Consider the following 22762-nt stretch of genomic DNA (forward strand, 5'->3'; position numbering starts at 1 on the left):
GCCGTCGGTGGCGGTACAGAAAGGGTGAAGGGGGAACCTGATGCAAACAATTTTCTTTATGTTCCGCTCCGAAATCCCGAGGGAACGTCAAAAAGATGTTTTGCATCAGGTGCAGGCTTGGTCTAAGATCCGCTCGGCAGACTGGTTTTCCCCAAATTCCACCGACCAGGACATCAGACGGTCCGCTTACGTGGTTGTTGATGCCAGTACTGATACGTCAGCATTGACCAACCAGCTAAAGTCTTTGCCTGAGGTCGAGAGCGCGTTCATACCATCAGAACGGGGCTGGTATTGATGGTGCAGGCGAAGCATTATCGATTCCCGCACAAGTCGGCAACACGAGAGAGCAAGAGCGTCGTACCTGTGTGGAATTTCGCCTGAATCGCACAAAGCGTGGCCAACATTGGTCAAGATAGGTAGAAATTTCCGGTCTTTTACACTCGATATACTCTCGTCAGCTCCTTACCTCTAGGTCGACAGGAGGTTTTGATGAGCATTCCAGTTTCCGTGCTGGATCTTGTACCTGTTATGGAAGGGCAGGACAGTCGGCAAGCTCTGCACCGCAGCCTTGACCTCGCTATTCATGTTGAAGAACTGGGATACAACCGATACTGGCTCGCCGAACACCACAACCTGCGGAGCACTTGCAGTTCCGCGCCCGAAATCATCTTGGGCCAAGTCGCGCATCGCACTCAGCACCTCCGCGTTGGTTCAGGGGGCATCATGCTGTCCAACCATGCGCCGCTCCGGGTGGCGGAGAGCTTTAGAACACTTGAAGCGTTTTTCCCGGGACGCATTGATCTTGGGTTGGGTCGGGCAGCGGGTGCTGACAGCCTTACGGCTTTGGTGCTGCGTCGTTGCCAAGACGTTCGGTCGGAGGCTGACTTTGAAGAACGCTTAGCTGAACTGCTGGCTTATGATACGAGAGACCTACCTGTTGAACATCCCCTGCAGAAGGTGATTGCTACCCCCAGTGATATTCCTCTACCACCCCTCTGGCTGTTAACTTCTAGTGGGCATGGTGCTCGGACTGCCGCCGCCATAGGGAGCGGGCTTGCCTTCGCAGCCCAGATTAATCCAAATCTTCAAAATGCTGCTGCGGCAATCCAGACGTATCGAGCAGCCTTCCAGCCCAGCGCCCGATTCGAGAGGCCCCAAACACTCCTGTCCTTGTCTGTCATCTTGGCTGACAATGATAATGAAGCTGAGAGGCTGGCGCACTCCGTTGATCTTGCCTTAGTGCGCGTTCTGCGAGGACAGGACGCCCCGTTACCACCCCCTGAGGCCATCGAAAACGTTCCCTTTACATCTGAGGAGCACTTCAGGCTAGAAGCTTGGCGTCATTTGCATGTAATCGGCGGTCCTACCCGTGTTCGTGACCGTTTACAGTTCATTCTCAATGAGACAGGAGTCGATGAGTTGATGATCAGCTCCATCGTGCATGATTCTGCGGCACGTCAACATTCGTACACAATCTTACGGGATATCACCCGTCGGTTGTCTGTATCTATGCCACTCTCCATATCTCCTGGGGTTGCACCAGTTGTGCGTAGGCGGAGTTAAGAACTCCGACAATGACGACAACGAGGTGCACGATGGGACAACGAAAGACGTATTCAACCGAGTTCAAGCAACAAGCCGTCAAGCTGGTCCAGCAGGAAGGCAACACTACCCAGGGCAATGCACAAGACCTCGGGATCGGGCGGTCCACGCTGCAGAAGTGGTTGAATGCTGCTGATCACCACGGACCGCTGGCGTTTCCAGGGCACGGCAAAGCCCGACTGACCCCGGAACAGGAAGAGATCAAACGCCTGAAGCGCGAGAACGAAGTTCTGCGTCAGGAACGCGAAATACTAAAGTCTGCGGCGGTCTGGTTCGCGAAGCACACCCAGTGAAATACCCTTTCATCCACGTCAGGCGCCAGCAATTTCCCTTACGGGTGTTGTGCCGCGTCCTGGGTGTGACTGAGAGTGGCTATCACTCGTGGCGAATCAGACCGCCGATCCGAACGGACAACGACCAGAAGCTGCTGAGCCAGGTTCATGAGGCGCACCAGGCCAGTCAGGGGCGCTATGGCGCCCCTCGGATCCACGTGGAGCTGCGTGAGCAGGGCGTAGTCTGTTCCAGACGCCGGGTGGGCCGCTTCATGCGTCAGGCTGGACTCCGCGGGAAGGGCAAGCGCAAGTACAAGGTCACAACCAACTCAGACCACGCCTTGCCTCTCGCGGACAATCTGCTGAACCGCAATTTCGACGTCCAGGAACCCAACACGGTGTATGCGAGCGACATCACGTAGATGCTGTCGGCGAATTCAAACCGCGTGGAGAAGTCTTGAAAAGCTAGAAACACGGGTGGCCGCACGCGGCCGCCCATCGAGCCAAGCGACAATGCGCGACACATTGATGGCCGTCGCGCTGACCACATGGTGTAACCGGGTACGGGCTAAACCGATATATCGGCTCTGACGCAAGCCAACACAATGCACGGCCTGAGAAATAGTGCCTTCGATGCCAGCACGGATGCGGGAGTTGGACTTGAACGTGGGCGTTTCCATTTGCTTTCTGGCGGCGTTCAAGGCCTCATATTCTGCCTGATGGAGGATCAGGAGAGTCCGGCGCGGATCCTTGGCCGCGGTGCATAACGTGCGTGTGGGACAAGTTCCGCAGTCACTCCGACGAAAGCGAATTCGGATGATGGGGTGCTTAACCTCGTTGTCACCGGGTCGCCAAGAGCCGGAGATCTTGCCCTGCGGGCAAGTGGCGTGTTGCTGTTCCCAGTCGATGTGAAACTGAGGCGTGTCATAGCCAAGACCTTGACGGCTTTGCCAAGTGGACACTTGGCGAATGGGGCCCATCAGCTCAATCCCATGTTCCTTGGCGCTCGAAACCAGCACCCCCGCGTCTGTATAGGCGGCATCAACAAAATGTTCGCTGGGCAAAAGCTTTTTCGCGGCCAGCTTGTCATGAATGACCGCGGTGCTTGACCCGTCATAGTCCATCGCTGCCGTCGTATGGACATGAGTCACCACGTGGGCCTCGTCGTCATCGCACGTTTCCGTCAAATGCACTTTGTAGCCAGACCACTCCGTACTGCGTTTGGTGCTGAAGTGCATTTCTGGATCGTAGGGTGACTGGATGCGCTCTCCAACAGGAGGGAACAGAGTTCCCTTCTTCCAGCGAAGCGCCCCACCGCTGCGATCAAAATGAGTGTCCCAGACCTACCGGAGCAAGGCAATTCGAGTCGCTTTCTGAGCCTCACACGGCGCGTTTGGAGCGTCCAGGGCATCCAACAAGGCAAAGCCATCTGCGCCAATGTCCAAAACATACAGCCGGCGCTTTGCTTCGGTTTTCGGGAGCAAGGTGTCTTCAACGCGGTGGGCGTAGCGCTTGAACCACAGTGGTTGGGCCACGCCGATCAGCCATTCGGGAACCAAGTCTGCCAGCTCATTTCAGGTTGCCCGCAAGGTTTCCCCCACCAATTCAGCGAGATGTAAGTCGCGCACCGCGCCCAAGACGTGGGTCGAATCCGTGCGTTGCTTGCCGCGTGCTTTCACCAACCCTCGATCCTGAAAATGATCAAGCATGCGGTCAAGCAAGCGGTATTCAGCTTCGCCGTCCACCAACCGGGCTCGAAATTCTGACAGCACACTGAAATGGAAGCCAGCATCGTGCAATTCCAGTCCCAGCGCGTATTTCCAATCAATGCGTCCTCGGACGTGGTCGGCAGCTTGGCGATCACTGACGTTCTCCAGAAACTGGAGAACGGTCACCAGCGCGAGCCGCCACGCGGGCAACGCGGGTTGCCCCCGTTTAGGAAATAGATCTGCAAAGTCGGCATCTTGGTACAGCGTGCCGAACTCGTCACGCAGACGCATCGCCACACACCCTTTCGGGAACGCGGCGCGCGCAACTTGTTGTGTCAGCTCAGGAATGTCGCTGGGCACGGCCGGTTTGAGGGACATAGACCAGTATGCCGCGTCCTGCACAGCGGAGTTTGAATTCGCCGACAGCATCAACGTCAGATCAGAAGCCCACACCGTATTGGCGTGCTGAACGGTAAATTTTCGGTTGAGCACGTTGGGGCAGACCGCACAGGTGTGTTCGCTGTCCGTCGTGCGCACAAATCGTCGCTTTCCCTTGGCTTGCAGGCCAGCAGTCCGCATGAAGCGCGAAATCCGCTTTCGGGAAACATGTTGTCCTTCAGCTCGCAGATCGGCTTGAAGACGAGGCGCACCGTAGCGTCCTTTGCTGGCCTGGTGAAGCTCACGGATGCGCTGCTCCAGCAGCGCATCCTGCTTAACGTGGGGTGAGATCGGCCTTCTTTGCCAGCTGTAAAACGCACTGCTGGACACATCCAGTACCCGGCACAAGACTTTTAGCGGGTACTGCGTGCGCCACTGTTGGATGAACACATATTTCAACGTGTGGTCTCTCTGGCAAAGAAGGCCGCGGCTTTTTTCAAGATCTCGCGCTCCTGACGCAAAATTTCATTCTCCTTCCGCAGGCGTTTGAGTTCCTCTTGTTCGGGCGTCAACAGCTGACGGCCCTGACCAGGGAAGGCCAGGTCTCCGTGATGCTGGTCAGCTTTGATCCACTTTCTCAAGGCGGACAGCCCGATTCCAAGATCGCGGGCAGTACCGGCGATATTTTCGGTGGACTGCGCGAGCCCGGCAGCGTCTCGCTTGAATTCGGCGGTGTACGTTTTGCGCTGGGTCATGGGGTGCCTCCGCGTGAATCGGGGCTTAACTCCATGTGTGCAAAAGCGACTTACCCTCACTGATCTCTTGGCTGTCGCGTTGCTCCAAAAACTGGCGACGGAGTTCAACTGGCCCGCGAAGAATAAGCGAAACTCTCCAGACTGCATCAGACCCTGCTGCCCGGTGGTGCCCTGTGACCCGCCGCGGCTCGGATCAGCGAGCCCTGCGCCTGCTGACGCGCTTCCTTTCTGGGCGCGGCTCGTTTCCTTGGCTACTTTTTCCTCAAGGGGTTCGAGCGCTTGAACCCTTAAAGCTCTCTCCTATCCGACGGCACCCCTCGGAGGGCGCTTTTTTCGTGGCAGGATAGGGTGATGAAGTATCAAAAATTGAGCGAAGTGATCGCGCTGCTCGACAATCCGCAGCGCAGCGACCGTTTTGTCAAGCACCTGAGGACTGCTGTTCTAGAGGGCGAGATTGACGCGGTGTATCTGCCGGAGCGATGTACCTTACCCAAAGAGTTTCAGCGCCGTGGTGCAGCGGGCAAGTACCAGCGAAGCGCCCGAGAAATGCTGATCGAAGTTACGCCCGCCTTTGAGAGGTGGCTGGTGGAGACCAGTGTCGCCCTCGCCAGCCGCCGGAACGTCCGTACGGTTGTTAGTGCGCAGAGCATTGAGGCAGGCGAGGTGGACTTTAAGGCGCTCGCCGAAGAGACCCGGCGTAAGATGCAAGCCAGCTACAAGAAGGGCCAGGCACTTGGCTTGTCTCGGGGCAAAGCAGCTCAACCCAAGGGCTGGCCCAAAGCCAAAGGTAAGGCTCCTGCACGCAAGAAATAACGTACTGAGCGCCGCCCCTCAGGGGGCGGCGCTCTAAGTTCTGGAATGTTGTGCCGGTCGGGCGTACTTGATGTACCCATGGGGTAAAGAGGCGTCTTCCACTCGCTGTTAATGTTGAGCCAGTGTGCTGTGCGCCCGCGCTTCTCGTGTGGCACGTGCTGCTTGGGCTTGCGCGGCCTGTTCTTCTGCGACGCGCTGAGCTTGAAGGGCTTCTCGTTTAGTGCGCTTGAGTTTGGCCATGTTCTTGAGAATGACATGACCCATGGCGTCCTCTGAGCGCATCCCTTCACTTATCTTCCAGTCGTACGACAGCTTCTGTATCGCGAATTTCGACGGGCAAGCCCTCGTCATTGATCACGTCCAGGACGGAGCCCCGCTGACCGATCACCCGCCGAATTCGGATGGTCGCGCCACCCTCCAGTCTGACGGTGTCGCCTTTCTTAAGGTTGTTCAGCGCCACAGGTTTCCAAGGCATGGGGAAATTGTCTCACACCCCACCTGAAGCCCACAGCATCAGGCACTGGCGAGTCAAGTGGCCTGTCTGTGATGGGCGGCATGGTTTGTGACAAAGGCCAAGGCCTACACTGCGGGTGGTTGCGTGCACCTGTCCGTCCCCTGAAATAACGGTAAAGCGCGTACGAAAGCCTGTTTCGTCATCCTGAAGGAGGGCGTGAGTGGGACAACGGGGACCTTCCACAATTCACATTGCCTCTACTCTTCAAGGAGACGACTCATGTTGGATCGGAAAGAGATGGCGCGCGTGTTGTTGCACAAACTGAAGCCGCACAGCGCTCAGTTCAAACACGCGCATATGTATACCCTGTTGGCGGCGCTGCATGACCTGCAAGATGCCAATGTGTTGGCGGTGCGTCCGGACGCTGCACCTCTGGAGCACCGCTCGATGGTGCGGGTCCTTCAGAAAGGGGCGGCCAAATTCTCAGTTGAACTCAGTGAACGTGAGGCGACGATCATGCTGAGGGACTGCGGTCTCAGTGTGATGGGACGTGTGCGGTCAATCCTGACTCCTTGGGAGAACTGGAGTGGGATTCATGCGCAGGTGCTGTGCGATGTCTGGCGTCATGCGCCTGAGGGCGTTGAGCAGGAGAGTCTCGCGGTGTTGCTGGAAGATCCCCTTGAGGTGGTCAAGGCGTATGAAGAGCGTCATCCGGAAAAACTGTATCCGCGTCTTGCGCTGGTTCGGGCCGCACGGATGGTGTACCAGAAGGTGTTGGTTCCTGAGTTGTCTCATCCACGAGAGTTGCTGGTGAGGGTGCATGAGGTTCGGGCCGATGCCGAATGGCATGGGGAGGTGCTGGCCTCGCCTGATTTCAAGCATCGTCGGAAGGCCCGCTTTGAGAGCATTGTGTTATTTATTCCCGATGATGCGCGATTTGCCCATCAAGACGAGCAGAGCTTTTTGTATCAGCGCGACGCGACGGTGGTTCACTCACGTTCCATTCGGCACAGCCAACGGGCTCAGCTGCCTCGGCGGCGGCCGGGTGATCTGGTGCGCTTTACCTTGCCCCGCTAAGAACGATAGAGCAGAAGACCTTGGAGATGAATTCAAGGTCTTCTGCTCTGTCGTTGACTCTCGCGCTGACGCTGAGGGATGGAAGCGAATCTGATGTTGTCAGCCTGGAACTCTTCTTGCTCGCAAGAGACCTGAGCTGCTGTTCACGTCAAGCAGGCAGCAATTCACGCGGTGCAGCCTGGCTCGCCAATGCTTGCGTTTGTAGCCGGAACAGATCGTCTGGCCCCCACAGCTTGACCCCATTGGCCCGCGCCAGCTCTACGGCTGCCCGCGTGTACCCCGGCCCACTCGTCACCACCACGGCCTCACTGCAGCGATACATAGCTTTTGAGGCGACGATCTCCTGCACCGCCTTGTTGCCCACGGTGTTGGTGGGGTAATGCTTGACCTGAATGGCCACCCGTGCCCGCTTGGGGCTGATGGCGATGACGTCGGCCCCCTGGTCATTGCTGCCACGCGTCGCTTCTGCCTGCCAGCCGGGAAGGGCCGCAATCACCGCAGCCACGTGGAGTTCGAATTGACGATGGGAGAGGGAGTGCAAGTCGTGCAGGGCGAGCGTGCGGGCCTTTCGACGCGTGGCAGCATGCCACTGAACCCACACGGTCACGCCGAGCCCCAGAGCCCAGACGCCCACCATGAGGGCTGGGAAGGTGTACCAGCCCAAGACCGTCAAGCCCCCCAGAAAGAGCAGCAGCACAGCCAGAGGAGGGAGGGGTTGTTGACGACGACGACGGCGGGCCATGTGGGCACCTTAGCGCGTGAGGGACAGGGTTCTGGGCGCATAACCGCGCCGAGCGTAGATACCCCCACCGGGGGCAGGTGGCATCTGCGGCATCTGCTCCACAACCCAGCGCCTAGAGTGGCCGGGTGTTCAGAATCAGCCTTGCGATCCTTGCTGCCCTGTCGATGTTGACGGCCTGCGGTGGTACCCCAACTCCGACAGTGGTGACGCCGCCAGCGCCGACACTTCCGCTGCGGCCTGCAGGGACACCGGATTACTACGTGATTGGTATTTCCGGAAAGTGCCTGTTTGATAAGTCGTGGCTTCCCTGCGGCAATCTCTTGCCCGCTGGCCTGCAACCACTCAACACTCAGAACAACTACAACTACTTAGCGCCTCGAAAAACCTTGAACATGATCGCTGAGGCCATTGCCACCAAGGGCTACAGCGTGCAGCCCCGGGGATACGCCGCCAGCCTGGAAGACCGGACGAACACCAGCTCTGGCAAGCTTGAAACGCATTCTGGCTTCATTTCGCTGACCCATGACGTGGCCCAGATCTACAGCACGGCCATTCGGGGCGTGTCCAACCCCTCCAAACTGGTGTTTGTTGCCCATTCACACGGCGTGGTCTGGGCCCACCTGTTCTCGATGCTGTATCCCCAAGTGCCGATTGAAATTCAGTTCGATTTCGATGGCGTCTGCGCCGACTGGCAGACGGATAATCAAGGAGATTTTGAGCGTCGAAACATTGGCAACATCACCGATTTCGAGGCCGTGTGCCGTACCAGAGCACTCGTCTTTGGTGGCAGTTCCACCGATATGCACAACATCACGCAGCCCAACGTGAAATACAACGTAGATCTTCAGTCCAGCGATCCTACTCTGCGTGACAGTGTGGACAACAAGAGACCAGACGGCAGTACCACTGGCATCTACGCCAAGAAGTTTTGGGATCTCCACTCGGGCATTACGCACCCTGGGAGTGACGGTCTAGACTACGCGGTCGGGTTAGCCGCCAGCTTGACGCCGTTTAAAGTGCCCTAGAATTCTGCGCACTCCTCCGGAAAGAAGACCAGTGGTCGCATCAATGCTTGTTCGTTCAGACTCAAATCACCTCTGGCTTGGCCTGCTCAGCAGCAGAGCGTTCCAGAGTGAACGCCAGCAAGCGGGCCAGCCCTTCATCCTGAGTCAGCGGCAGCCATCGCAGCATCATGCATCGCGTGGGTGACCGCCCGTGCTGCTCTCCCAGTGACCCGTTACAATCGTGCTCCAACACGTTGTTCAAGGCGGTCAGTTCTTGCTTCTGGCCTGCGCCTAAAGTCCGACTGAACGGCCCGACCAAGCTTAAGGGGTCAACACGTTGCTGATCACCCGAACCACCCGCCCGAGCACGTGAGCCACCTGATCGGGTGCAATCAAGGCCTGCTGGGGATCGGCCTCCGGGTTGGCACTGTCGAGGATGCCTCCGGGCCGGAGGCGTTTGACGACAAACCCGCCTTCGCGGAGCCGCGCCACCACCGGGAAATTGAGTTCCCCGGGCAGGAGGCGGTCTACGATAACGACGTCCCCTTGATAAATGGGATGTTTCCCGCCGGCCATGCTGTCCTCGTACACTCGAAACGCCATCAGTTCACGGTTGACCACAAAGGCCTGTTCCACATAGACGACCTCGCCGGACGGCGCCAGGTGCTCGGGGCCCGTGCCCACACGACCTGCGACATAGAGGGGCAAGTGCTTCCCCGTGACCAGATCTGCACCGGGAGCGGACGGATCGATCAAATACAGCAGCTCATGCGTGGGCACATCCAGGGCCACCGCCAATTTGATGAGGGTGTCGATGCTGGGGTTCGTCCACGCCCGGTTGGTGGTCGTGCGGCCCCGAACCAGTTCATAAATGCTGGTGCGGCCCACCTCCGCGTAATCGGCAAACTGCTTGACCGTCGGCAGACCGAGTGTCTGCATGCGCGTCGCAATCAAGGTGTTGAGTGGCCCGCGCAGCCGCGCCAGCTCATCCCGAGGAGAACGTGGTTCCATACGGAGAAGCGTACACTAAAGTACGCATTTGCGTACAGATTAGCCCGTTGACGCCCCCTCAGCACCAGACGACGCTGCTTCAAGACGCAGTCCCAAAACCCTGAATTACAGCTACTAGAGGGCATCTCTCCAGCGTGACTGTCTGGGCGACGCTGAACAGTTCAGTGATCTTCACCAACCGCATTTTCGGACAGACACCGTTGAACGGCTGCCCTCCATCTTGGAGCACACCCTGCTCCCCAGGACGAGCGGCGGTACTCCACGGGGTAGACCTTCACCATCACCGGGTTGATTCTGGCGCTAGAGAGCAAACTGGGCAGCTCTTGAATGGTCATGCCCCACCGCTCATTGACTCAGCGCGAGAAAACGAATGGTTCAGCTCTCATATTTGCTAACTTGCTTGCAAGCAAGTATGAATCAATGCCAATTTTATGGAAGTTGTACTATGATATGACTCTAGAGATGAGTTCAACCCCGAGGTAATCAGGACAGCGGTGTGGTGCCCCATACACTGCCGTGTCCACAGCATCAGGCACCTGAACGGCGGCCGATGATTTGGTGAGTTTCACTTTGCCCCGCTCAGAAGGGGTCAGACTAGAGTTGGAACAGACATCCCTGGTAAGCGGTCATCCGCGTAAAGGGTCAACGTCTCGTACTGCTAGGCTTCCAAACACTCTGTGACGCCCGGAGAAACCAACGGTTTCTCCGGGCCTTAAGTCTTCGATGGCCTCACCACAGCGGATTCTCAGCTACCCTGCAGGAACTTTAAAAGATTCGTATCGCTATCACCAGCCCGCAGAAGAGAGAACGTGCGACTGCTGGAATCCTTTCCGGAGAAATCCAAGCAGGTCCATGCTTGGATACAGGGCCTGCTCGGTGAAGCGCTGGGGAACGTCACTGAGCGGGATAAGAGGTCGGGAACTTATTGTTCTCATACTGCGTAGATGTGTTCATGAGTGATTTTCCTGATGATCAGTCCTTCTCGGGGTCGACCCCGGCCGCTACGCTGTACTACGTCGCACACATCAGTGCCGTTCACGAAGCCCCCGCTATGGGGGTGTGGTTGAACCTGCCCGACGTCTCGGCTTCCGCCGCTGCCTTCACTCGTGACTTCACCGACGTGTACCCCGAACGAAGCCTCGACCACCTTCTGCCCCAACACTTCGTCGCCGTCAACCGGGACGAACTCCAAGCCTTCGCCCAGAAGAAGGGCAGCACGCTGCAGGTCGACCGCAACCCCTTCGGCACTCTGTACTGGGTGGAATACCAGCTCCCAGCCGTCGCATGGCCGGACCTCCCTGTAGACATGCCCTTGGGCTCTTGGATCATTCAGACCGACGGCGTACATATCCTCGCCTCGCTCCCTCTCCCTCAGCAACTCTCGCCTGCGCTCCTGCGCCTCAACTCATTCCCGCGGCAAGTGACCCAAGCACTCCAAGACGAGTTCAGCGCGTGGACCCTCGACGACGAGCGGCTGGCACTCGGCTGGAACTGGCATGGCCTCCCGGCGTCGCGTCCACTCTATGGCGGGTTTATCTATCAACTGCCGGACACGGGCCTCGTGATGAGCGGTGAGAGCACGCTGAGTTCCAGCATTCAGACCTACGTCGGGACTGACCTGACCAAGCACCTCCCGATGATCTTGGCAGACACCCTCACCCTGCGCTTCACGACCCGGATCTTGAGCGCAACCCTGAATCAGACGGGGAGCCTAACCGTTGATCCGGACGACCTCCCCCTCAATCTCGACGATCCCAATCAGCGGAAGCAGCACCAGACGAAGCTGCTCGAATCTTGGCGAAAAATCAGTGAGATGCAGCGGACGCTGGACGCCGTGGACGACGTGTTGCTGGCGGGGCGGACTTGGATCACCTCACTGGAAGGGCTTAAACAGCGTGGCTTCGGGCGGAAGCCGACTGGACCGCTGCCATCCCTGCGCATACACCTGCATGGCCCGTACGACGCGACCATGGAGCACGTGCAGGGCGTCGGCATGGTCCTGAAGCCAAGCACCCGGATCAGCCTGAGTGGCCGTGACCTGCCCATGGACGGCTTGAAACGCGTTATCCGCAACGTGGATCAGTACCGTGTGCGACTGGGTCGGCAAGCGGCCACGGTCAAGGAGGGGGTCAATATTCAGAACAGCCTGATGTCCGCCCGATCGGCCGAGCAGAGCACGCAGGCCACAATTAAGGGGCTCGCCGTGGCACGCATTGGCGTTGTAATTTCGACTGCTGCAGTACTCGTCGCCCTTGTGTCAATCGCCCTAACCGTCAACTCGAATAAGGGCACGTTGTCTGCTGCACCACCGGCTCAGTCGGAGCAGGGAGCGGCAACTACAGATTCCTCTTTCGGTGTCAGCTACCCACAACGTCGATCCTCGCCACGATAATGCGGCGAGGCGCCCAACAGGCAGAGTGGAAACACGTTTTGAACGGCGTGCGGGCGAGCGGCTGACGCCGACTGGGCGTCCGGAAAGACCATCACGGTGCCACCCGGCGGAGTTGCGTCACCTGCCGGGCATGTCAGCGGCTGCCGCCAAGCTGCTCTTGCTGGTGGTCATCCCTCCTGACTGGGACGCCGATCCAGCCGGGGTCAAGGAATTTCGCCGGTGTCTGGTAGACAAGTACGGCGCGAGGATGAATCTGCGCCAGGCCCGGGTGGCGATGCGCAGTCCTCTGGCGCTGTACTTCGGCGCGTGGCCACTGGGAACCATCTGGTAGGGGTCACGCAAGAGTTAGAACGCAACATTCGCGGTAAGGATGGAATAGTGTCAGGTTGACGTTCAGACCCGGCTTGACAGGTGTCCGATTTAGGTGAAACGGACTTCAACTGGGCAAGTAAAGGCTGTGTTGATCGCACGGCACGAGCGTGAGAATGGGGTACACCCAAAACTGACACAGAAGGAAACTGGGAACGGTGCCTCTCCAGTCGGTGTAAATGCCCCCTTGTTGCCCAACCCTCCCGTCATTCCCTCCTCCCTTGTGGGCAAAGGAATGAACTCGGCATCAAGCCGGGAGGAAGTGCGCACGAGGTGCCCGCGTGAACCTGCTGATTATCCGCTCGAGCGGCGACTACCTGGGGTTCTGGCGACGCGGCTGAGCAGCGTGGGGCGACCAGATAGGCTCCCTTGATACTGCGTCATCAGGGGCTTTGGAGGGACAGCGGCCAAGTGGAGAAGGTGCTGGTTCCAGACGATGACGATTCGGGATGACTTCCAGATACAGCTCAGCTCCCCAGTTCGCGCAGGATACGGGCCGTGAGCTCGACGTGTTCGGTGAACTGATTCAAAGCCAGCGTGGCCAGGTGCCGCCCCTGCTGCTCGGGGAAGGTGGGCTCGCTCGGGGTGGTGTTGGCCAGGTACGTCGTGGCCAGGTCACGTAGGAAGACGTGATTCTCGTACTGGGCCGTGACGTAAGCCCGGTCGAAGTCCAGTCCTGGCGCCGCCGTTTCAATCTTCGTCAGAGTGGCCCGCGCCTTAGCGTCCATCGGCGGCACCGGGGTCTTCAGTTCCTTCAGCACCGTGGTCACGGCGATAGCCTCCCGCAGCTCGAAGCGGGCGAACTCGCGGGCGTTCGCCTGGGTGGCCCGCTCCACCGCCAGCTGACTGACCATCCTGGAGAGGGTGGCTGGCCCGATCACGCCCATGCGGAAGTCCTTTTCCGTCATCCCGGCTTTCATGGCCATGCCAGCGCCGCCAGCCCGCGCGGGAATACCCAGACCCAGCAGGCCCAGGCCTAGACCGGCGGCGGTCAGGCGTCCCAGAACGGTGCGGCGATCGGTGGTGTCAACAGCAGATTCACGCTTGGTCATGGTGTCCTTTGAGACGTGTCCGACAGGATGCAGGACGACGTGGGAGAGTGAGGACACGGCCTCGGCTGACAGACGGGTGACGAAGCAAGGCGGACAGGCAAGGGGTTACAGGGCAGGAGATGACGGAACGCCGCTGTCCGTTCATGCTGGGCGAAGTGACCGGTGGGCCAGGATCAGCATCCAGGTGCGGGCGTCTAAGCAGCTCCGGGAGTGGCACTCCGCGTGCCGCCAGATCGCCAGGAAGGCGTCCTGAACGCCCTGATCGAGATTGGCGACCTGAGTTCTATGGGCCAGGGCGTACACTGCCGGGGCGTAGCGGCGGTGCAGTTCCCGCAGCGCGTCTTCGTCCCGGAGCGCCAGCGCACACAGCAGCTCAGCATCCGAGCCCCCTACCCAGGGCATGGGCAGGAAGTCAGGGTCAAGTGCGGCCGCCATGATGAACGCGCTCAGCGGATCGACTTGGCCCAGGCGATGATGGCGGCGTTCATGGCGCCGGCCTTCTCGTAGATGGCCGCGTGCGCGGCCCCAGGAACGATCACCAGCTTGGAGCCCGCGATGTTCTGCTGCATCTTCACCGAGAACTCCGGCGGGTAGACGGTGTCTTCCAGCCCCTCCAAGATCAGCGTGGGCACTGTGATGGTCTTCAAGGTGGGAATGGAGTCCGGTCGAGTCGCCAGCACGGTTGCGCCTGCCACGTCTCCGGCCACACTGGCCTGACTCACAATGCCGGTCAGGAACAGGGCGTCGGCTGGCCGGCGTGCGCGGGTGTCGCCGGTCAGCATGTCCTTGAGCAGTTCGGGCGCCAGTGACTGGGGGCCGAAGGTACTCGCCTTCTGCGCCATGCCTTTCCAGATGTTCTGCTCGACGATCCCGGCGGGATTGGCCAGCGTGTCGATCAGGATCATCCCCAGGAAGCGCCCCGGCGCGGTGCGCCACATTTCAAAGGTGATGGGCCCGCCCATGCTCATGCCGCCGATGATCGCTTGGGGGACATTCAATTGATCCATGACGGCCAAGGCGTCCAGGGCGTAGGTCTTGAGGCTGCCGGCATCACTCGCTGGGGCCACGCTCTGGCCGTACCCGCGGTGGTCGATGGTGATCACACGGTAATCGGCCGCTGCCAGAGCGTCGCGGTTACGGGCGAAGAGCTCGCCGCTCAATGGATAGCCGTGCAGCAGCAGCATCGGGATGCCTGTACCAACCGACACGTAGTGGATCTGCGCCCCATTCACGTCCAGCATCCCCTCCTGCCGGGGCATGGTGCCGCCGCCAGCGAGTGCGGTCGAGGAGATCACAGCAGACAGGGAGGCCAGCAGCAGTCGGGGTCTCATAGGGTGTCCTTCGCAGTGCCACGGCAGGAAAAGCACCTGAGGTGGAGTGCTGATTTATACTCTTCGCAGCTTAAGTGATAGATGAAAGGACATCGTACATCACACCTTGGGATGATCTACAGCGTATCCAGAGCAAACGCAGGGAATTCAATTCGCCCAGCCAGCGGGAGTGCCAGCAGCTCGGGCGCCCCCGCTCCCGGCGTACTCCAGTCCACAATTACCCGACGACCCTGCGCGACATCAGGGTTGGCCGCCCAACGCGACTCGAACTCGACCTGGCAGGGCCGTTCGTCAGCCAAGGTATACCCCAACTGAACAAAACGAGCTGCTGGTGGACACAAAGCATGGGTCCAATTGGAATTCTTTTCGGCTTTTATGGACACCTATCAAAGCAAGTCTAATCTCAACTGGACACAGGAATATGTCTTAGCGGGAAATCCTGGTCGAACGCTAGCGTGACCCCGTCTAGGCTTTGGGCAGCGTGAACGAGAAGGTCGCGCCCTGATCCAATTCTCCCTCCGCGGTCACCACCCCACCGTGCCGAGTGATCACCCGGCGCACATTGGCCAGTCCGACGCCGTTGCCTTCGAATTCCTCTTGGCGGTGCAGCCGCTGAAACACCCCGAACAGCTTGTGGGTGTACTGCGCATCAAACCCAACGCCATTGTCCCGCACGAAGATGCGCCAGTCTTGTCCTTCCTCTTCAGCCCAGACTTCTACGTGCGCTTTCGTGCGGGGCAAGGTGTACTTCAGCGCGTTAGAGAACAGGTTCTCCATCACCTGGCGCAGCAGGCTCAAGTCGCCCATGACCAACGGCAGGGGGCCGACCGTCCACGTCACCTGTCGGTCAACGGCTTCGGGTTCGAGCAGGGCCCGAACACTGGCCACAACTGCTCCCAGATCCACCACCCGTAAGCGCAACGGTTGCTGAGAGGTGCGGGACAGCTCCAGGATGGCGTCAATCAGGGTGGTCATGCGGGTTGCCGCTTGATCCATGATGTTCAGATACCGCGCCGACTTTTCGTCGAGTCGGTCGCCCAGCGCCTTGCGGAGCAGCTGACCGAAACTGGTGAGATGCCGAACGGGGGTCCGCGAGTCATGCGAGACCGAGTAGGCGAACGCTTCCAGTTCCTCGTTGGCGGCACTCAGCGAAAGGGTGCGGGCGTCGAGCGTGTCGCGTTGGGCGGTCAGTTCTCGGGCATGCGCGGCGCGTTCCAGCGCCAAGCTCAAACTGTGCATGGTCGTCTCCAACACCGCTCGGTCGGTGGCCGTCCATGCATGCTTGTGAAACAGGCCGATCCCAAAAACGCCTACGGTCGTGTGGTCCACTTGAAGAGGAAACGTCACCACCGTCTGGATGTGCTGGACCACCTCAGCATCCGTGTCGCTGCCCTGCGCGTACACATCCTGATAAAGCGGTTAACCGGTCTCGAAGGGCTGACGGAGCGTCGGGCTTTCAGCGGGAAGTCCAGCGTCCACCAAGGCCTGGAGTGCGTCATTCCTCAACTCTCCCACTTGAGACTGGCAGCGCCAGACTTCGCCTTCAGGTTCGTAATACGCCGCGTACCCAGACGGTAATAAGGACAGCACAATCTCCTGGGCCCGGCGCACCAACGGGACGCGCTCGGTTTCGAACATAAAGTCTTGGGCCAGCTGTGCAAAGGCTTCCAGGGCCCGGTTGCGGTGCTGCACCTGCTCCACCTGATCTGCGCGGTCAAGGGCCAGGCTCAGCCCCCGGCACACGGCCAGAAACAAGGCACGGTCACTGGGCGTCCAGTACTGCTGCTCCTTGAGGCCGATCGCCAGTACCGCCTGCACCTCGCCCTGCCGTAGGAAGGGGTAGGTGGCCACCGCGTGGTACATGTCGGTGTGTTCCACCTGTCCCCGCTGAGCGTCCCAAGCGTTCACGAAGACAGGAGCGTGGGTGCGGAGCGTGGTGGCAAATATCGGGGTCTCCAGGGGCAAACCGGCCCGTAACTGCGCAAGCAGCTCTGGGTTTTCGGCTAAATTTTCACTCTGCACCCGCAGCTTCCAGTGCTCTCCCTCTCGTTCGTAGTAGCCGGTGGTGTTGCCGGGAAAGCGCTGATCTAACACAGTGACGCTGTGCTGCGCCAGCAGGGGCACTTCCGTCTCGGTGCCCACCGCTTCGGTAAAGGCGATGAAAGCGTCCTGGGCGTGGATTCCTCTGGCCACCTGCTGGGTGCGCTCTTCGACTTGCTGCTGCAAGTCGGCCATCAGGCGGGCGCGGCCTAAGGCGATGCCGCACTGGGTGCTCAGGGTGCGCAGGAAAAAGCGCTCCTCCTGGGTGAAGTGATGCGGCTCCGTGAAATCCAGCACGATCAAGCCCAGGGACTGCTGGTTCTCGAACATGGGCAGCACCGCCGTGGCTACCGGAGGCGGTGCGCCCACCCGCTCTTGGAGATCAGGATAGGCCCGCATCAGGGCCTCTTGATGCTCAAAGAACAGGGCAGTCTGCTTGAGCAAGGCTTCGCCAGCGGGGACACTGCTGTCCAGCGGCCCGTCTTTCCAGATGGTGGGGACATCCGGGGTAAACCCGCGGCTGTGGGCCAGTTCCAGTTGGTCACCTTCAGGGGTGACCAACAAGACGGCTCCAGTGGCGGCGTCTACGGTTTCCAAGGCGGAAGTGAGCAGGATGTCGAAGACGCCGTGGACGGTCGTGGACGCGGCGAGGGCATGGGTCACGTCTTGCAGCCGCTCATTCAGTGAGGGCTGCGCAGACGTGCCGAGAGGGAAGGACATGCTCCAGCTTAGGGTAGAGCTGAGCGAGGAAGTAAGTTCCCCACAGATACAAGGCTATCCGCATCAACTGAACCTTTAAAAAACTTCATCAGAAATCGGGCGATAAGTGATTGGCTGGGCTATGCAGTCAGAACCTCGGCCGTTGGTAAAAAATTCAAAAGACTGGGCTGAGCGTGTAGAGCGTTATCGACTCTTACACTTAGAGGCTCAGGCCTGGATGATTGGAGTCGCTTCGCGACAAACGGAGCTTGAAGTGATGCGGGCAGAGATACGCCGGAAGCGCGCAGAGAAAACAAAGCCAATTGTGAGCCGTTGATCATTGCCCTGACCAACGAACTGGACAAGAAACTCTTCCACGTTGAGCACTTCAGGGCCAAGGTTTAGGTGCTGAGACTTTCGTGTTCTTTGGGCCGATGCAGGCACTTCAGGAGCCGCCCTCAGGGATGTCTCTGGAAGAGCACCTGCAAGGAGAAAGACAATGAAAAAGGCGACCCCGGAGGATTGCCTTTGATTTTTCTAAGTTAGTGTGGAATTCGTTCGCCGTCGAGATTATGCATCGGTATCTGCTTAACCGCCTCCCAGCCGCTGTATGCATCATTCAATGCATTGTATAACAGGTTGCGAGGTTCCTGCAGAAGACGTCAATGGGTTGGACGACCTCCTCCGCTCTCGCCTCCTAAAAGTCATCACGACATTGACTTAAAACCGTCCGCTCTGGCGCTTGAAGCCGTGGCTGTCAGGCTTGGCGGCGGCCGCTTTTCGCTTGGTCTTGGCACAGGTCGTCTTGCTAGTGGTCTGGGACTCTTCCAGACATCACGTGAACAGGCTGACGTGTTTTTCTTGACCTGCAGCGGCACGGCGTCTGCTCGCCGGTAGATGCCGCTGAGGTGTTCGCGGTCGCCCGTGCGGAGCTTGAACACGGCAGCGACGCGTTGACCATCGGCCGATTGCAAGCCTGCAAGTCTCAAGGCTTCAATGGTGGCGAGGTCAGGGGGATGGGTCTGGTAGTAGGTGGGGATTTTCCCTTTGGGCATGCAAGCACTCTTCCGCTGGCTTCAGCACGAGCTCAGGCAGGCACACAGTATCCCTCAGTGGACAGGGGATAGGCGAATGCTGAGGACATTGCGGCCAGGTCACGCTGCAGCACCCGGTGTTCGGCCACCCTAGGCCTCGCCCAAGGCAACCCGGACAACAGATCTTCCAAGGGCGAAGCCGCTCACGCGGGTGCCGTTGGTGCGCAAGCACCCGTTCACAAGACAACAGCCGTTGCGGTGAAGTCTCGCCTTGAAGTGGCCGAAAGAAGTAGGGGTGGCGGCGGTCACTGACACTGAGCCTCGTGCAGGCCACACAACCGATGAACGTCGTCAAAGGATTGGAGAACAGGCTATCTCCACTCAGAAAATGCAGCGTTCCCAGCGCAACAGTGCCAGTACGATAGGGGCATGCGTTCCTTCGCACACGCTGTGCTGTGTTCTGTATTGATCGCGTCCCCAGTGGATGCGGCGTCCATTCCACAGCTCCCACCCCCACACCTCGTGGTGGGTGAAGGCCGCACCTCCTCGGTGGCCCTGTCCCCGGACGGAACGCTGTTGCTCAGCGGCGGGGCCCGGCGTCTGCTGCGTGACCCGGGAACTGGCCGGCTCATGCGGGCACTCGCAGCGGAAGACTGTCTCTCACAGGCGGTCATGTTCTCACCGGACGGCCTACTCGCCGCGGCCAACTGCTCGGGAGTTCCCGACACGATTCGGGTATGGAATGTCGCGACGGGTGAGGTCGTGGGCCGTCACGCGTACTTGCGTTACCAGTTCAAATTCAGCCTCAGCCGCACGGGCCACCTGCTGAGCGTCAATGAGGGAACGGTCTCCGCTGTGCTCGCCCGTGGAGAAGCAGCGCCCGTCGTCCTCGCCCGTGGAGAGGATGCAGAGGTGGCCCCGGACGGAAGCACCTTTGTGGTTGTGCAGGACGGCAAGCTGCACCTGCACGACGCTGCAACCGGCGCACGGAAGACGCTCAGCGCCGCGTCTGGACAGCCCGTCTTCTCGGCGGACAGCAGGTTCGTGGCGGTGAGGGCAGGAGGCGGTTGGCAACTGGTAGACTTGCAGACTTCTCTCGTGACCCAGCTCGCCATCGGTGAGGCGGACGTCATGGCCCTGTCCGCGGGTGCCCGAACGCTGCTGTTGGCGGTAGGCGACAAGGAGAGAGACCCACAACTGGCCCTCCAGGAGCGCGTGGGGACTTTGAACCCGCAGCCGCTCTCACCCGCGATCAGCGCCGTGAACTTCGGGTGGCGTCAGGCGGCCTGGTCTGCGGACGGCCAGCGCCTCTGGGTGGCCGTCCCCCAGGGCCTGTTCCGGGTCGAAGTCAAGACTAGACAGGCTCAGGCGGTGAAGCTGACGATCTTCAGACAGAATCAGGGGGCAGTGGTCACGGCAGGACAGCATGCTTTCGTGAATCTCGACGAGGGAGCGGTGGTGGGCGTGAATCTCACCACGGGGCAGGTGACGGGAACCTATGGCCGGGGTGGGGCGGCCCTGCCGGTCAGCGCGACGAACAAGGAACTGTTGACCCTCGAAGCAGGACGCCTGCTGCTGTGGAACCTGAAGGGGGGCGACCCTCGCCTGCTCCTGAAGAACGTGACTGTTGCCGCAAGCCAGGGAAGCACCGTAGTGGCTCTGACGAAAAACGCTTTGTACCGCTTTCAGGGCGCGTCCTGGACGCCACAAAAATGGGCGCTGCGCCAACCGATGCCCTACGATTGGCTCTCGCTCAATGCCGGAGGAGATCGACTCCTCGCTGGTTACGTGGGGATGGAAGGCTCGACCACCGATCTCATCACCCTGAGCGGTGAACAGGCGCGCGTGAAGCTTCTGTCTGAGGTGGGCATCCCGGCGCGGCTGTCTCCGGACGGAACGCGCGCCGCCTGGCTCCAGGCGGACAGGGTAGAACTGACGGACGTGACGAGTAGTAAGGTGCTGTGGATCGCTCCTGGGCAGACCCGTGCAGGACGGTTCACCCCTGATGGGACGCGTCTGGTGATTGCGCGGTACGACGGCACGGTGGTCGTTCACGATGTGGCGTCGGGACGCGTCATGCAGACCCTGTCTGGCAATGGGGGGTGGGCGGACTCCCTGGCGTTTACGGCGGGCGGACAGCTCGTGACACTGGGCGTCGAGGGCACGGTGCGCGTGTGGAAGCTCGGGCGCTGATTGCACGTCACCGAAGCTGCGCCCTTGAGAGGTTCTGGGCCAGCAGGAGCTGCATAGAAAGCTGCTCATTGAGGATGGCGCGTCCGATGCACAGCTTCTTACATTGCAAAGGCACATCAGCAAGAAGCTCTCCCGACTTCCCCATTTTTAAAACCAAGATTGCCACTGCCTTCTCCATCACGAATTGGCCGTCCAAGTCACCATCTCATGACGCCAATCCCTTCAGGCTCACTGCATGACGAACATCGCTGACATGCCCATCGGCCAACTGGCTGCCTTAACGGGTGAGAGCGTCAAGGCGTTGCGCTACTGGACGGACTTCGGCCTCCTCACCGTGGAGCGCCGCGCCAGTGGCTACCGGCATTATCCCCCTGAAGCAGCCGGGCAAGTTCGTTTTATCCGTTCCGCACAAGCTGCCGGGTTCGCCCTGGACGACATTCAGCGGATTCTTGCCTCGCGTCAGGATGGGCAAAAACCCTGCGCGCACGTCAAGGCTGAACTCGGCGCACACCTCAACACCGTGCGCACGCAGATTGCTCAGCTCCAGGAGTTTGAAGCGCTGTTGCAAGCCAAGGTGGCCTGGGCGGACGACCATCCGAACCCAGCCTGCGATTCAGCAGGGTGTGTGTACCTGGACGTGCCCCCGGCCGCTTGACTCTCCCCCTAAGGGGAGACGGTAGCCTGCAACGATGACCCTTTCCGACTGCTGTGCCCCCCAGCCCAGCTCGACCCAAGCCAGCTGTCCGACGTGTGCCTGCTCTGGAAAGTCCGTGCCGCTGGTCACCCTCAAGGCCCTGCTGACTCCCGCGGCCTTGGCCACCCTTGATCCCGCTGAGACCTACCGCTTCTGCGCAGACGTGGCCTGTGAAGTGGTGTATTTCAGTTCCACAGCGACTTACGGTCAGGCGGATGTGAAAGTACCCGTTTTTCAGAAAGACGAGCGTGGCACGACCCCGGTCTGCTACTGCTTCGGCCACACGCGCGCCGGTCTTGAGCAGGCGCACCGGGAAGGCCAGGCCCAGGCCATTCCCCAGTCCATTCAGGCGCACATCCGGGCAGGCCGCTGCGGATGCGAAGTAAACAATCCCCAGGGAAGCTGCTGCCTCGGGAACGTCAACCGAACCCTGACTGTCCTCCGGGATGCCCGCCATGCCTGATACCTCGGCTGTTCCCGCGCACCTCAGGGCACTTCTGGACTGCTATGAAGGCCAAATGCCAGAAGCGATGCTGCGCGACTTCGTGATGTTCACGCCCACACCGCACGTGATCCAGACCCAGAACGGTGTTCGCATCTACACCCGCTGTGCGCTGGACACTTTCCTCGCAGCCTGGATTCTTGACGAGAACATCGACATTGAAACCACACCTCCAGGCCAAACCCAGTCCCTCAAGCTCGCCGTCCGCAGCGGTCAGCTGCAAGCCCCCACAGAAGCCCTCATGGCCCTCCCCACACAGCCAGAAACTCAGACGAGTGCTGACGTCCACCGAAGTTTCTGTCCGTACACACTCGTGTTCTCTGGCATAAAGAGCTATCAGGTCTGGAGCGCTACCGCGCCCGTCCCGACCACTCCTGTGACCCTCCAGAACGCCTTCCAGCTCGCCCACACCCTCATTGATCGGCTCACCCACCTGCACACCCTAAACGGGACAGCAGGTGTCCGATGCTGCTAAAGAAGCCAGCCCAAATCTCTGCGCTTCCTTGCTGTTTGGCAGTGCCTGCGCCCCTGGTATCTGCTTGTCGGACAGGCCGCTGTGGGCGGCAGCCGTACTCCTAGGGTGGTTGTCAAATCGGAAGGATCGGGATGGTCTGAGCTGAAGGTGCGCTCATATCTCTC

Annotated in this window: 25 protein-coding genes and 3 pseudogenes; 14 read left to right on the forward strand and 14 right to left on the reverse strand. The window is 59.8% G+C overall.

Going from position 1 to position 22762, the window contains the following annotated elements; translation table 11 throughout:
• Positions 1-40: 40 nt before the first annotated feature.
• The 5 genes and pseudogenes from M1R55_RS18195 (at position 41) to M1R55_RS18210 (ending at position 2296) form a co-directional block, all read left to right on the forward strand.
• Positions 41-295 (forward strand): hypothetical protein, encoded by a 255-nt coding sequence (locus tag M1R55_RS18195; protein WP_249394344.1) that lies wholly within the window; start codon positions 41-43, stop codon positions 293-295.
• Between the two features lie 194 nt (positions 296-489).
• The gene (locus tag M1R55_RS18200; protein WP_249394345.1) at positions 490-1563 is read left to right on the forward strand and encodes an LLM class flavin-dependent oxidoreductase; all 1074 of its coding nucleotides are present in this window, start codon (positions 490-492) and stop codon (positions 1561-1563) included.
• A 32-nt stretch (positions 1564-1595) separates the two neighbouring features.
• On the forward strand, positions 1596-1895 hold the full coding sequence (locus M1R55_RS18205; protein WP_249394346.1) for a transposase: 300 nt from the start codon (positions 1596-1598) through the stop codon (positions 1893-1895).
• Between the two features lie 65 nt (positions 1896-1960).
• A pseudogene (locus tag M1R55_RS32225) lies at positions 1961-2128 on the forward strand (IS3 family transposase); the annotation flags it as partial.
• Between the two features lie 18 nt (positions 2129-2146).
• On the forward strand, positions 2147-2296 hold the full coding sequence (locus tag M1R55_RS18210; RefSeq protein ID WP_249394347.1) for a hypothetical protein: 150 nt from the start codon (positions 2147-2149) through the stop codon (positions 2294-2296).
• Positions 2297-2311: 15 nt separating this feature from the next.
• Here the strand turns inward: M1R55_RS18210 and M1R55_RS18215 are convergent.
• Positions 2312-3961: pseudogene (locus M1R55_RS18215) on the reverse strand (IS1182 family transposase).
• Positions 3962-4009: 48 nt separating this feature from the next.
• A pseudogene (locus tag M1R55_RS18220) lies at positions 4010-4716 on the reverse strand (IS3 family transposase); the annotation flags it as partial.
• 351 nt (positions 4717-5067) lie between these two features.
• Between M1R55_RS18220 and M1R55_RS18225 the strand changes: the two are divergent.
• The gene (locus M1R55_RS18225; protein ID WP_249394348.1) at positions 5068-5529 is read left to right on the forward strand and encodes a hypothetical protein; all 462 of its coding nucleotides are present in this window, start codon (positions 5068-5070) and stop codon (positions 5527-5529) included.
• Between the two features lie 108 nt (positions 5530-5637).
• Here M1R55_RS18225 and M1R55_RS31780 read toward each other — a convergent pair whose 3' ends face one another.
• Together M1R55_RS31780 and M1R55_RS18230 are read right to left on the reverse strand one after the other, a co-directional pair.
• On the reverse strand, positions 5638-5769 hold the full coding sequence (locus M1R55_RS31780) for a hypothetical protein (protein WP_256566015.1): 132 nt from the start codon (positions 5767-5769) through the stop codon (positions 5638-5640).
• Positions 5770-5815: 46 nt separating this feature from the next.
• Positions 5816-6004, reverse strand: a complete 189-nt coding sequence (locus tag M1R55_RS18230; RefSeq protein ID WP_249394349.1) for a hypothetical protein — start codon at positions 6002-6004, stop codon at positions 5816-5818.
• Positions 6005-6262: 258 nt separating this feature from the next.
• On the opposite strand from M1R55_RS18230, the gene M1R55_RS18235 reads away from it, so the two are divergent.
• Complete coding sequence (locus M1R55_RS18235; RefSeq protein ID WP_249394350.1) at positions 6263-7060, forward strand: hypothetical protein; 798 nt, start codon at positions 6263-6265, stop codon at positions 7058-7060.
• 148 nt (positions 7061-7208) lie between these two features.
• On the opposite strand, the gene M1R55_RS18240 is transcribed toward M1R55_RS18235, so the two are convergent.
• Positions 7209-7802 (reverse strand): restriction endonuclease, encoded by a 594-nt coding sequence (locus tag M1R55_RS18240; RefSeq protein WP_249394351.1) that lies wholly within the window; start codon positions 7800-7802, stop codon positions 7209-7211.
• Positions 7803-8194: 392 nt separating this feature from the next.
• Here M1R55_RS18240 and M1R55_RS18245 point away from each other — a divergent pair, with 392 nt between their 5' ends.
• Positions 8195-8827 carry a hypothetical protein gene (locus M1R55_RS18245; RefSeq protein WP_249394352.1) on the forward strand — a complete coding sequence of 211 codons (633 nt, stop codon included), beginning with the start codon at positions 8195-8197 and terminating at the stop codon, positions 8825-8827.
• 300 nt (positions 8828-9127) lie between these two features.
• Here the strand turns inward: M1R55_RS18245 and M1R55_RS18250 are convergent, their stop codons facing one another.
• On the reverse strand, positions 9128-9817 hold the full coding sequence (locus tag M1R55_RS18250; protein WP_249394353.1) for a LexA family transcriptional regulator: 690 nt from the start codon (positions 9815-9817) through the stop codon (positions 9128-9130).
• A 952-nt stretch (positions 9818-10769) separates the two neighbouring features.
• On the opposite strand from M1R55_RS18250, the gene M1R55_RS18255 reads away from it, so the two are divergent.
• Together M1R55_RS18255 and M1R55_RS18260 are read left to right on the forward strand one after the other, a co-directional pair.
• Entirely contained in the window at positions 10770-12209 is a 1440-nt protein-coding gene (locus M1R55_RS18255; RefSeq protein ID WP_249394354.1) for a hypothetical protein, read from the forward strand.
• A 130-nt stretch (positions 12210-12339) separates the two neighbouring features.
• Positions 12340-12540, forward strand: coding sequence for a hypothetical protein (locus M1R55_RS18260; protein WP_249394355.1), 201 nt, complete (start codon positions 12340-12342; stop codon positions 12538-12540).
• A gap of 505 nt (positions 12541-13045) precedes the next feature.
• On the opposite strand, the gene M1R55_RS18265 is transcribed toward M1R55_RS18260, so the two are convergent.
• The 7 genes from M1R55_RS18265 to M1R55_RS18295 form a co-directional block, all read right to left on the reverse strand.
• Positions 13046-13630: a DUF4142 domain-containing protein gene (locus M1R55_RS18265; protein WP_249394356.1), complete on the reverse strand. Its 585-nt coding sequence runs from the start codon at positions 13628-13630 to the stop codon at positions 13046-13048.
• 141 nt (positions 13631-13771) lie between these two features.
• A complete protein-coding gene (locus tag M1R55_RS18270; RefSeq protein ID WP_249394357.1) occupies positions 13772-14065 on the reverse strand; it encodes a sigma factor in 294 nt (97 codons plus the stop codon).
• A gap of 11 nt (positions 14066-14076) precedes the next feature.
• On the reverse strand, positions 14077-14961 hold the full coding sequence (locus M1R55_RS18275; protein WP_249394358.1) for an alpha/beta fold hydrolase: 885 nt from the start codon (positions 14959-14961) through the stop codon (positions 14077-14079).
• 116 nt (positions 14962-15077) lie between these two features.
• Positions 15078-15260 carry a hypothetical protein gene (locus tag M1R55_RS18280; RefSeq protein WP_249394359.1) on the reverse strand — a complete coding sequence of 61 codons (183 nt, stop codon included), beginning with the start codon at positions 15258-15260 and terminating at the stop codon, positions 15078-15080.
• A 166-nt stretch (positions 15261-15426) separates the two neighbouring features.
• Positions 15427-16290, reverse strand: a complete 864-nt coding sequence (locus M1R55_RS18285; RefSeq protein ID WP_249394360.1) for an ATP-binding protein — start codon at positions 16288-16290, stop codon at positions 15427-15429.
• Between the two features lie 90 nt (positions 16291-16380).
• Positions 16381-17721, reverse strand: coding sequence for a GAF domain-containing protein (locus M1R55_RS18290; RefSeq protein ID WP_249394361.1), 1341 nt, complete (start codon positions 17719-17721; stop codon positions 16381-16383).
• 686 nt (positions 17722-18407) lie between these two features.
• The gene (locus tag M1R55_RS18295) at positions 18408-18755 is read right to left on the reverse strand and encodes a hypothetical protein (protein ID WP_249394362.1); all 348 of its coding nucleotides are present in this window, start codon (positions 18753-18755) and stop codon (positions 18408-18410) included.
• Between the two features lie 408 nt (positions 18756-19163).
• Between M1R55_RS18295 and M1R55_RS18300 the strand changes: the two genes are divergently transcribed.
• A complete protein-coding gene (locus M1R55_RS18300) occupies positions 19164-20927 on the forward strand; it encodes a WD40 repeat domain-containing protein (protein WP_249394363.1) in 1764 nt (587 codons plus the stop codon).
• A gap of 7 nt (positions 20928-20934) precedes the next feature.
• Here M1R55_RS18300 and M1R55_RS18305 read toward each other — a convergent pair whose 3' ends face one another.
• The gene (locus M1R55_RS18305) at positions 20935-21123 is read right to left on the reverse strand and encodes a hypothetical protein (protein WP_249394364.1); all 189 of its coding nucleotides are present in this window, start codon (positions 21121-21123) and stop codon (positions 20935-20937) included.
• A 39-nt stretch (positions 21124-21162) separates the two neighbouring features.
• Between M1R55_RS18305 and M1R55_RS18310 the strand changes: the two genes are divergently transcribed.
• The 3 genes from M1R55_RS18310 to merB are packed head-to-tail and all read left to right on the forward strand — an operon-like array spanning position 21163 to position 22598.
• On the forward strand, positions 21163-21582 hold the full coding sequence (locus tag M1R55_RS18310) for a MerR family transcriptional regulator (RefSeq protein ID WP_249394365.1): 420 nt from the start codon (positions 21163-21165) through the stop codon (positions 21580-21582).
• Positions 21583-21616: 34 nt separating this feature from the next.
• Positions 21617-22084, forward strand: coding sequence for a (2Fe-2S)-binding protein (locus M1R55_RS18315; RefSeq protein ID WP_249394366.1), 468 nt, complete (start codon positions 21617-21619; stop codon positions 22082-22084).
• Positions 22077-22598, forward strand: a complete 522-nt coding sequence (gene merB, locus M1R55_RS18320) for an organomercurial lyase (protein ID WP_249394367.1) — start codon at positions 22077-22079, stop codon at positions 22596-22598. The genes M1R55_RS18315 and merB overlap by 8 nt, the downstream gene beginning before the upstream one ends.
• The last annotated feature ends 164 nt before the right edge of the window (positions 22599-22762 follow it).

The sequence above is a fragment of the Deinococcus sp. QL22 genome (genome assembly GCF_023370075.1).
Taxonomy (GTDB): Bacteria; Deinococcota; Deinococci; order Deinococcales; family Deinococcaceae; genus Deinococcus.

Coding starts and splice junctions, on each gene's coding strand:
- M1R55_RS18195 (WP_249394344.1), top strand. CDS start 41: ATGCAAACAATTTTCTTTATGTTCCGCTCCGAAATCCCGAGGGAACGT.
- M1R55_RS18200 (WP_249394345.1), top strand. CDS start 490: ATGAGCATTCCAGTTTCCGTGCTGGATCTTGTACCTGTTATGGAAGGG.
- M1R55_RS18205 (WP_249394346.1), top strand. CDS start 1,596: ATGGGACAACGAAAGACGTATTCAACCGAGTTCAAGCAACAAGCCGTC.
- M1R55_RS18210 (WP_249394347.1), top strand. CDS start 2,147: ATGCGTCAGGCTGGACTCCGCGGGAAGGGCAAGCGCAAGTACAAGGTC.
- M1R55_RS18225 (WP_249394348.1), top strand. CDS start 5,068: ATGAAGTATCAAAAATTGAGCGAAGTGATCGCGCTGCTCGACAATCCG.
- M1R55_RS31780 (WP_256566015.1), bottom strand. CDS start 5,769: ATGGCCAAACTCAAGCGCACTAAACGAGAAGCCCTTCAAGCTCAGCGC.
- M1R55_RS18230 (WP_249394349.1), bottom strand. CDS start 6,004: ATGCCTTGGAAACCTGTGGCGCTGAACAACCTTAAGAAAGGCGACACC.
- M1R55_RS18235 (WP_249394350.1), top strand. CDS start 6,263: ATGTTGGATCGGAAAGAGATGGCGCGCGTGTTGTTGCACAAACTGAAG.
- M1R55_RS18240 (WP_249394351.1), bottom strand. CDS start 7,802: ATGGCCCGCCGTCGTCGTCGTCAACAACCCCTCCCTCCTCTGGCTGTG.
- M1R55_RS18245 (WP_249394352.1), top strand. CDS start 8,195: ATGATCGCTGAGGCCATTGCCACCAAGGGCTACAGCGTGCAGCCCCGG.
- M1R55_RS18250 (WP_249394353.1), bottom strand. CDS start 9,817: ATGGAACCACGTTCTCCTCGGGATGAGCTGGCGCGGCTGCGCGGGCCA.
- M1R55_RS18255 (WP_249394354.1), top strand. CDS start 10,770: ATGAGTGATTTTCCTGATGATCAGTCCTTCTCGGGGTCGACCCCGGCC.
- M1R55_RS18260 (WP_249394355.1), top strand. CDS start 12,340: ATGTCAGCGGCTGCCGCCAAGCTGCTCTTGCTGGTGGTCATCCCTCCT.
- M1R55_RS18265 (WP_249394356.1), bottom strand. CDS start 13,630: ATGACCAAGCGTGAATCTGCTGTTGACACCACCGATCGCCGCACCGTT.
- M1R55_RS18270 (WP_249394357.1), bottom strand. CDS start 14,065: ATGGCGGCCGCACTTGACCCTGACTTCCTGCCCATGCCCTGGGTAGGG.
- M1R55_RS18275 (WP_249394358.1), bottom strand. CDS start 14,961: ATGAGACCCCGACTGCTGCTGGCCTCCCTGTCTGCTGTGATCTCCTCG.
- M1R55_RS18290 (WP_249394361.1), bottom strand. CDS start 17,721: ATGTCCTTCCCTCTCGGCACGTCTGCGCAGCCCTCACTGAATGAGCGG.
- M1R55_RS18295 (WP_249394362.1), bottom strand. CDS start 18,755: ATGCCCAAAGGGAAAATCCCCACCTACTACCAGACCCATCCCCCTGAC.
- M1R55_RS18300 (WP_249394363.1), top strand. CDS start 19,164: ATGCGTTCCTTCGCACACGCTGTGCTGTGTTCTGTATTGATCGCGTCC.
- M1R55_RS18310 (WP_249394365.1), top strand. CDS start 21,163: ATGACGAACATCGCTGACATGCCCATCGGCCAACTGGCTGCCTTAACG.
- M1R55_RS18315 (WP_249394366.1), top strand. CDS start 21,617: ATGACCCTTTCCGACTGCTGTGCCCCCCAGCCCAGCTCGACCCAAGCC.
- merB (WP_249394367.1), top strand. CDS start 22,077: ATGCCTGATACCTCGGCTGTTCCCGCGCACCTCAGGGCACTTCTGGAC.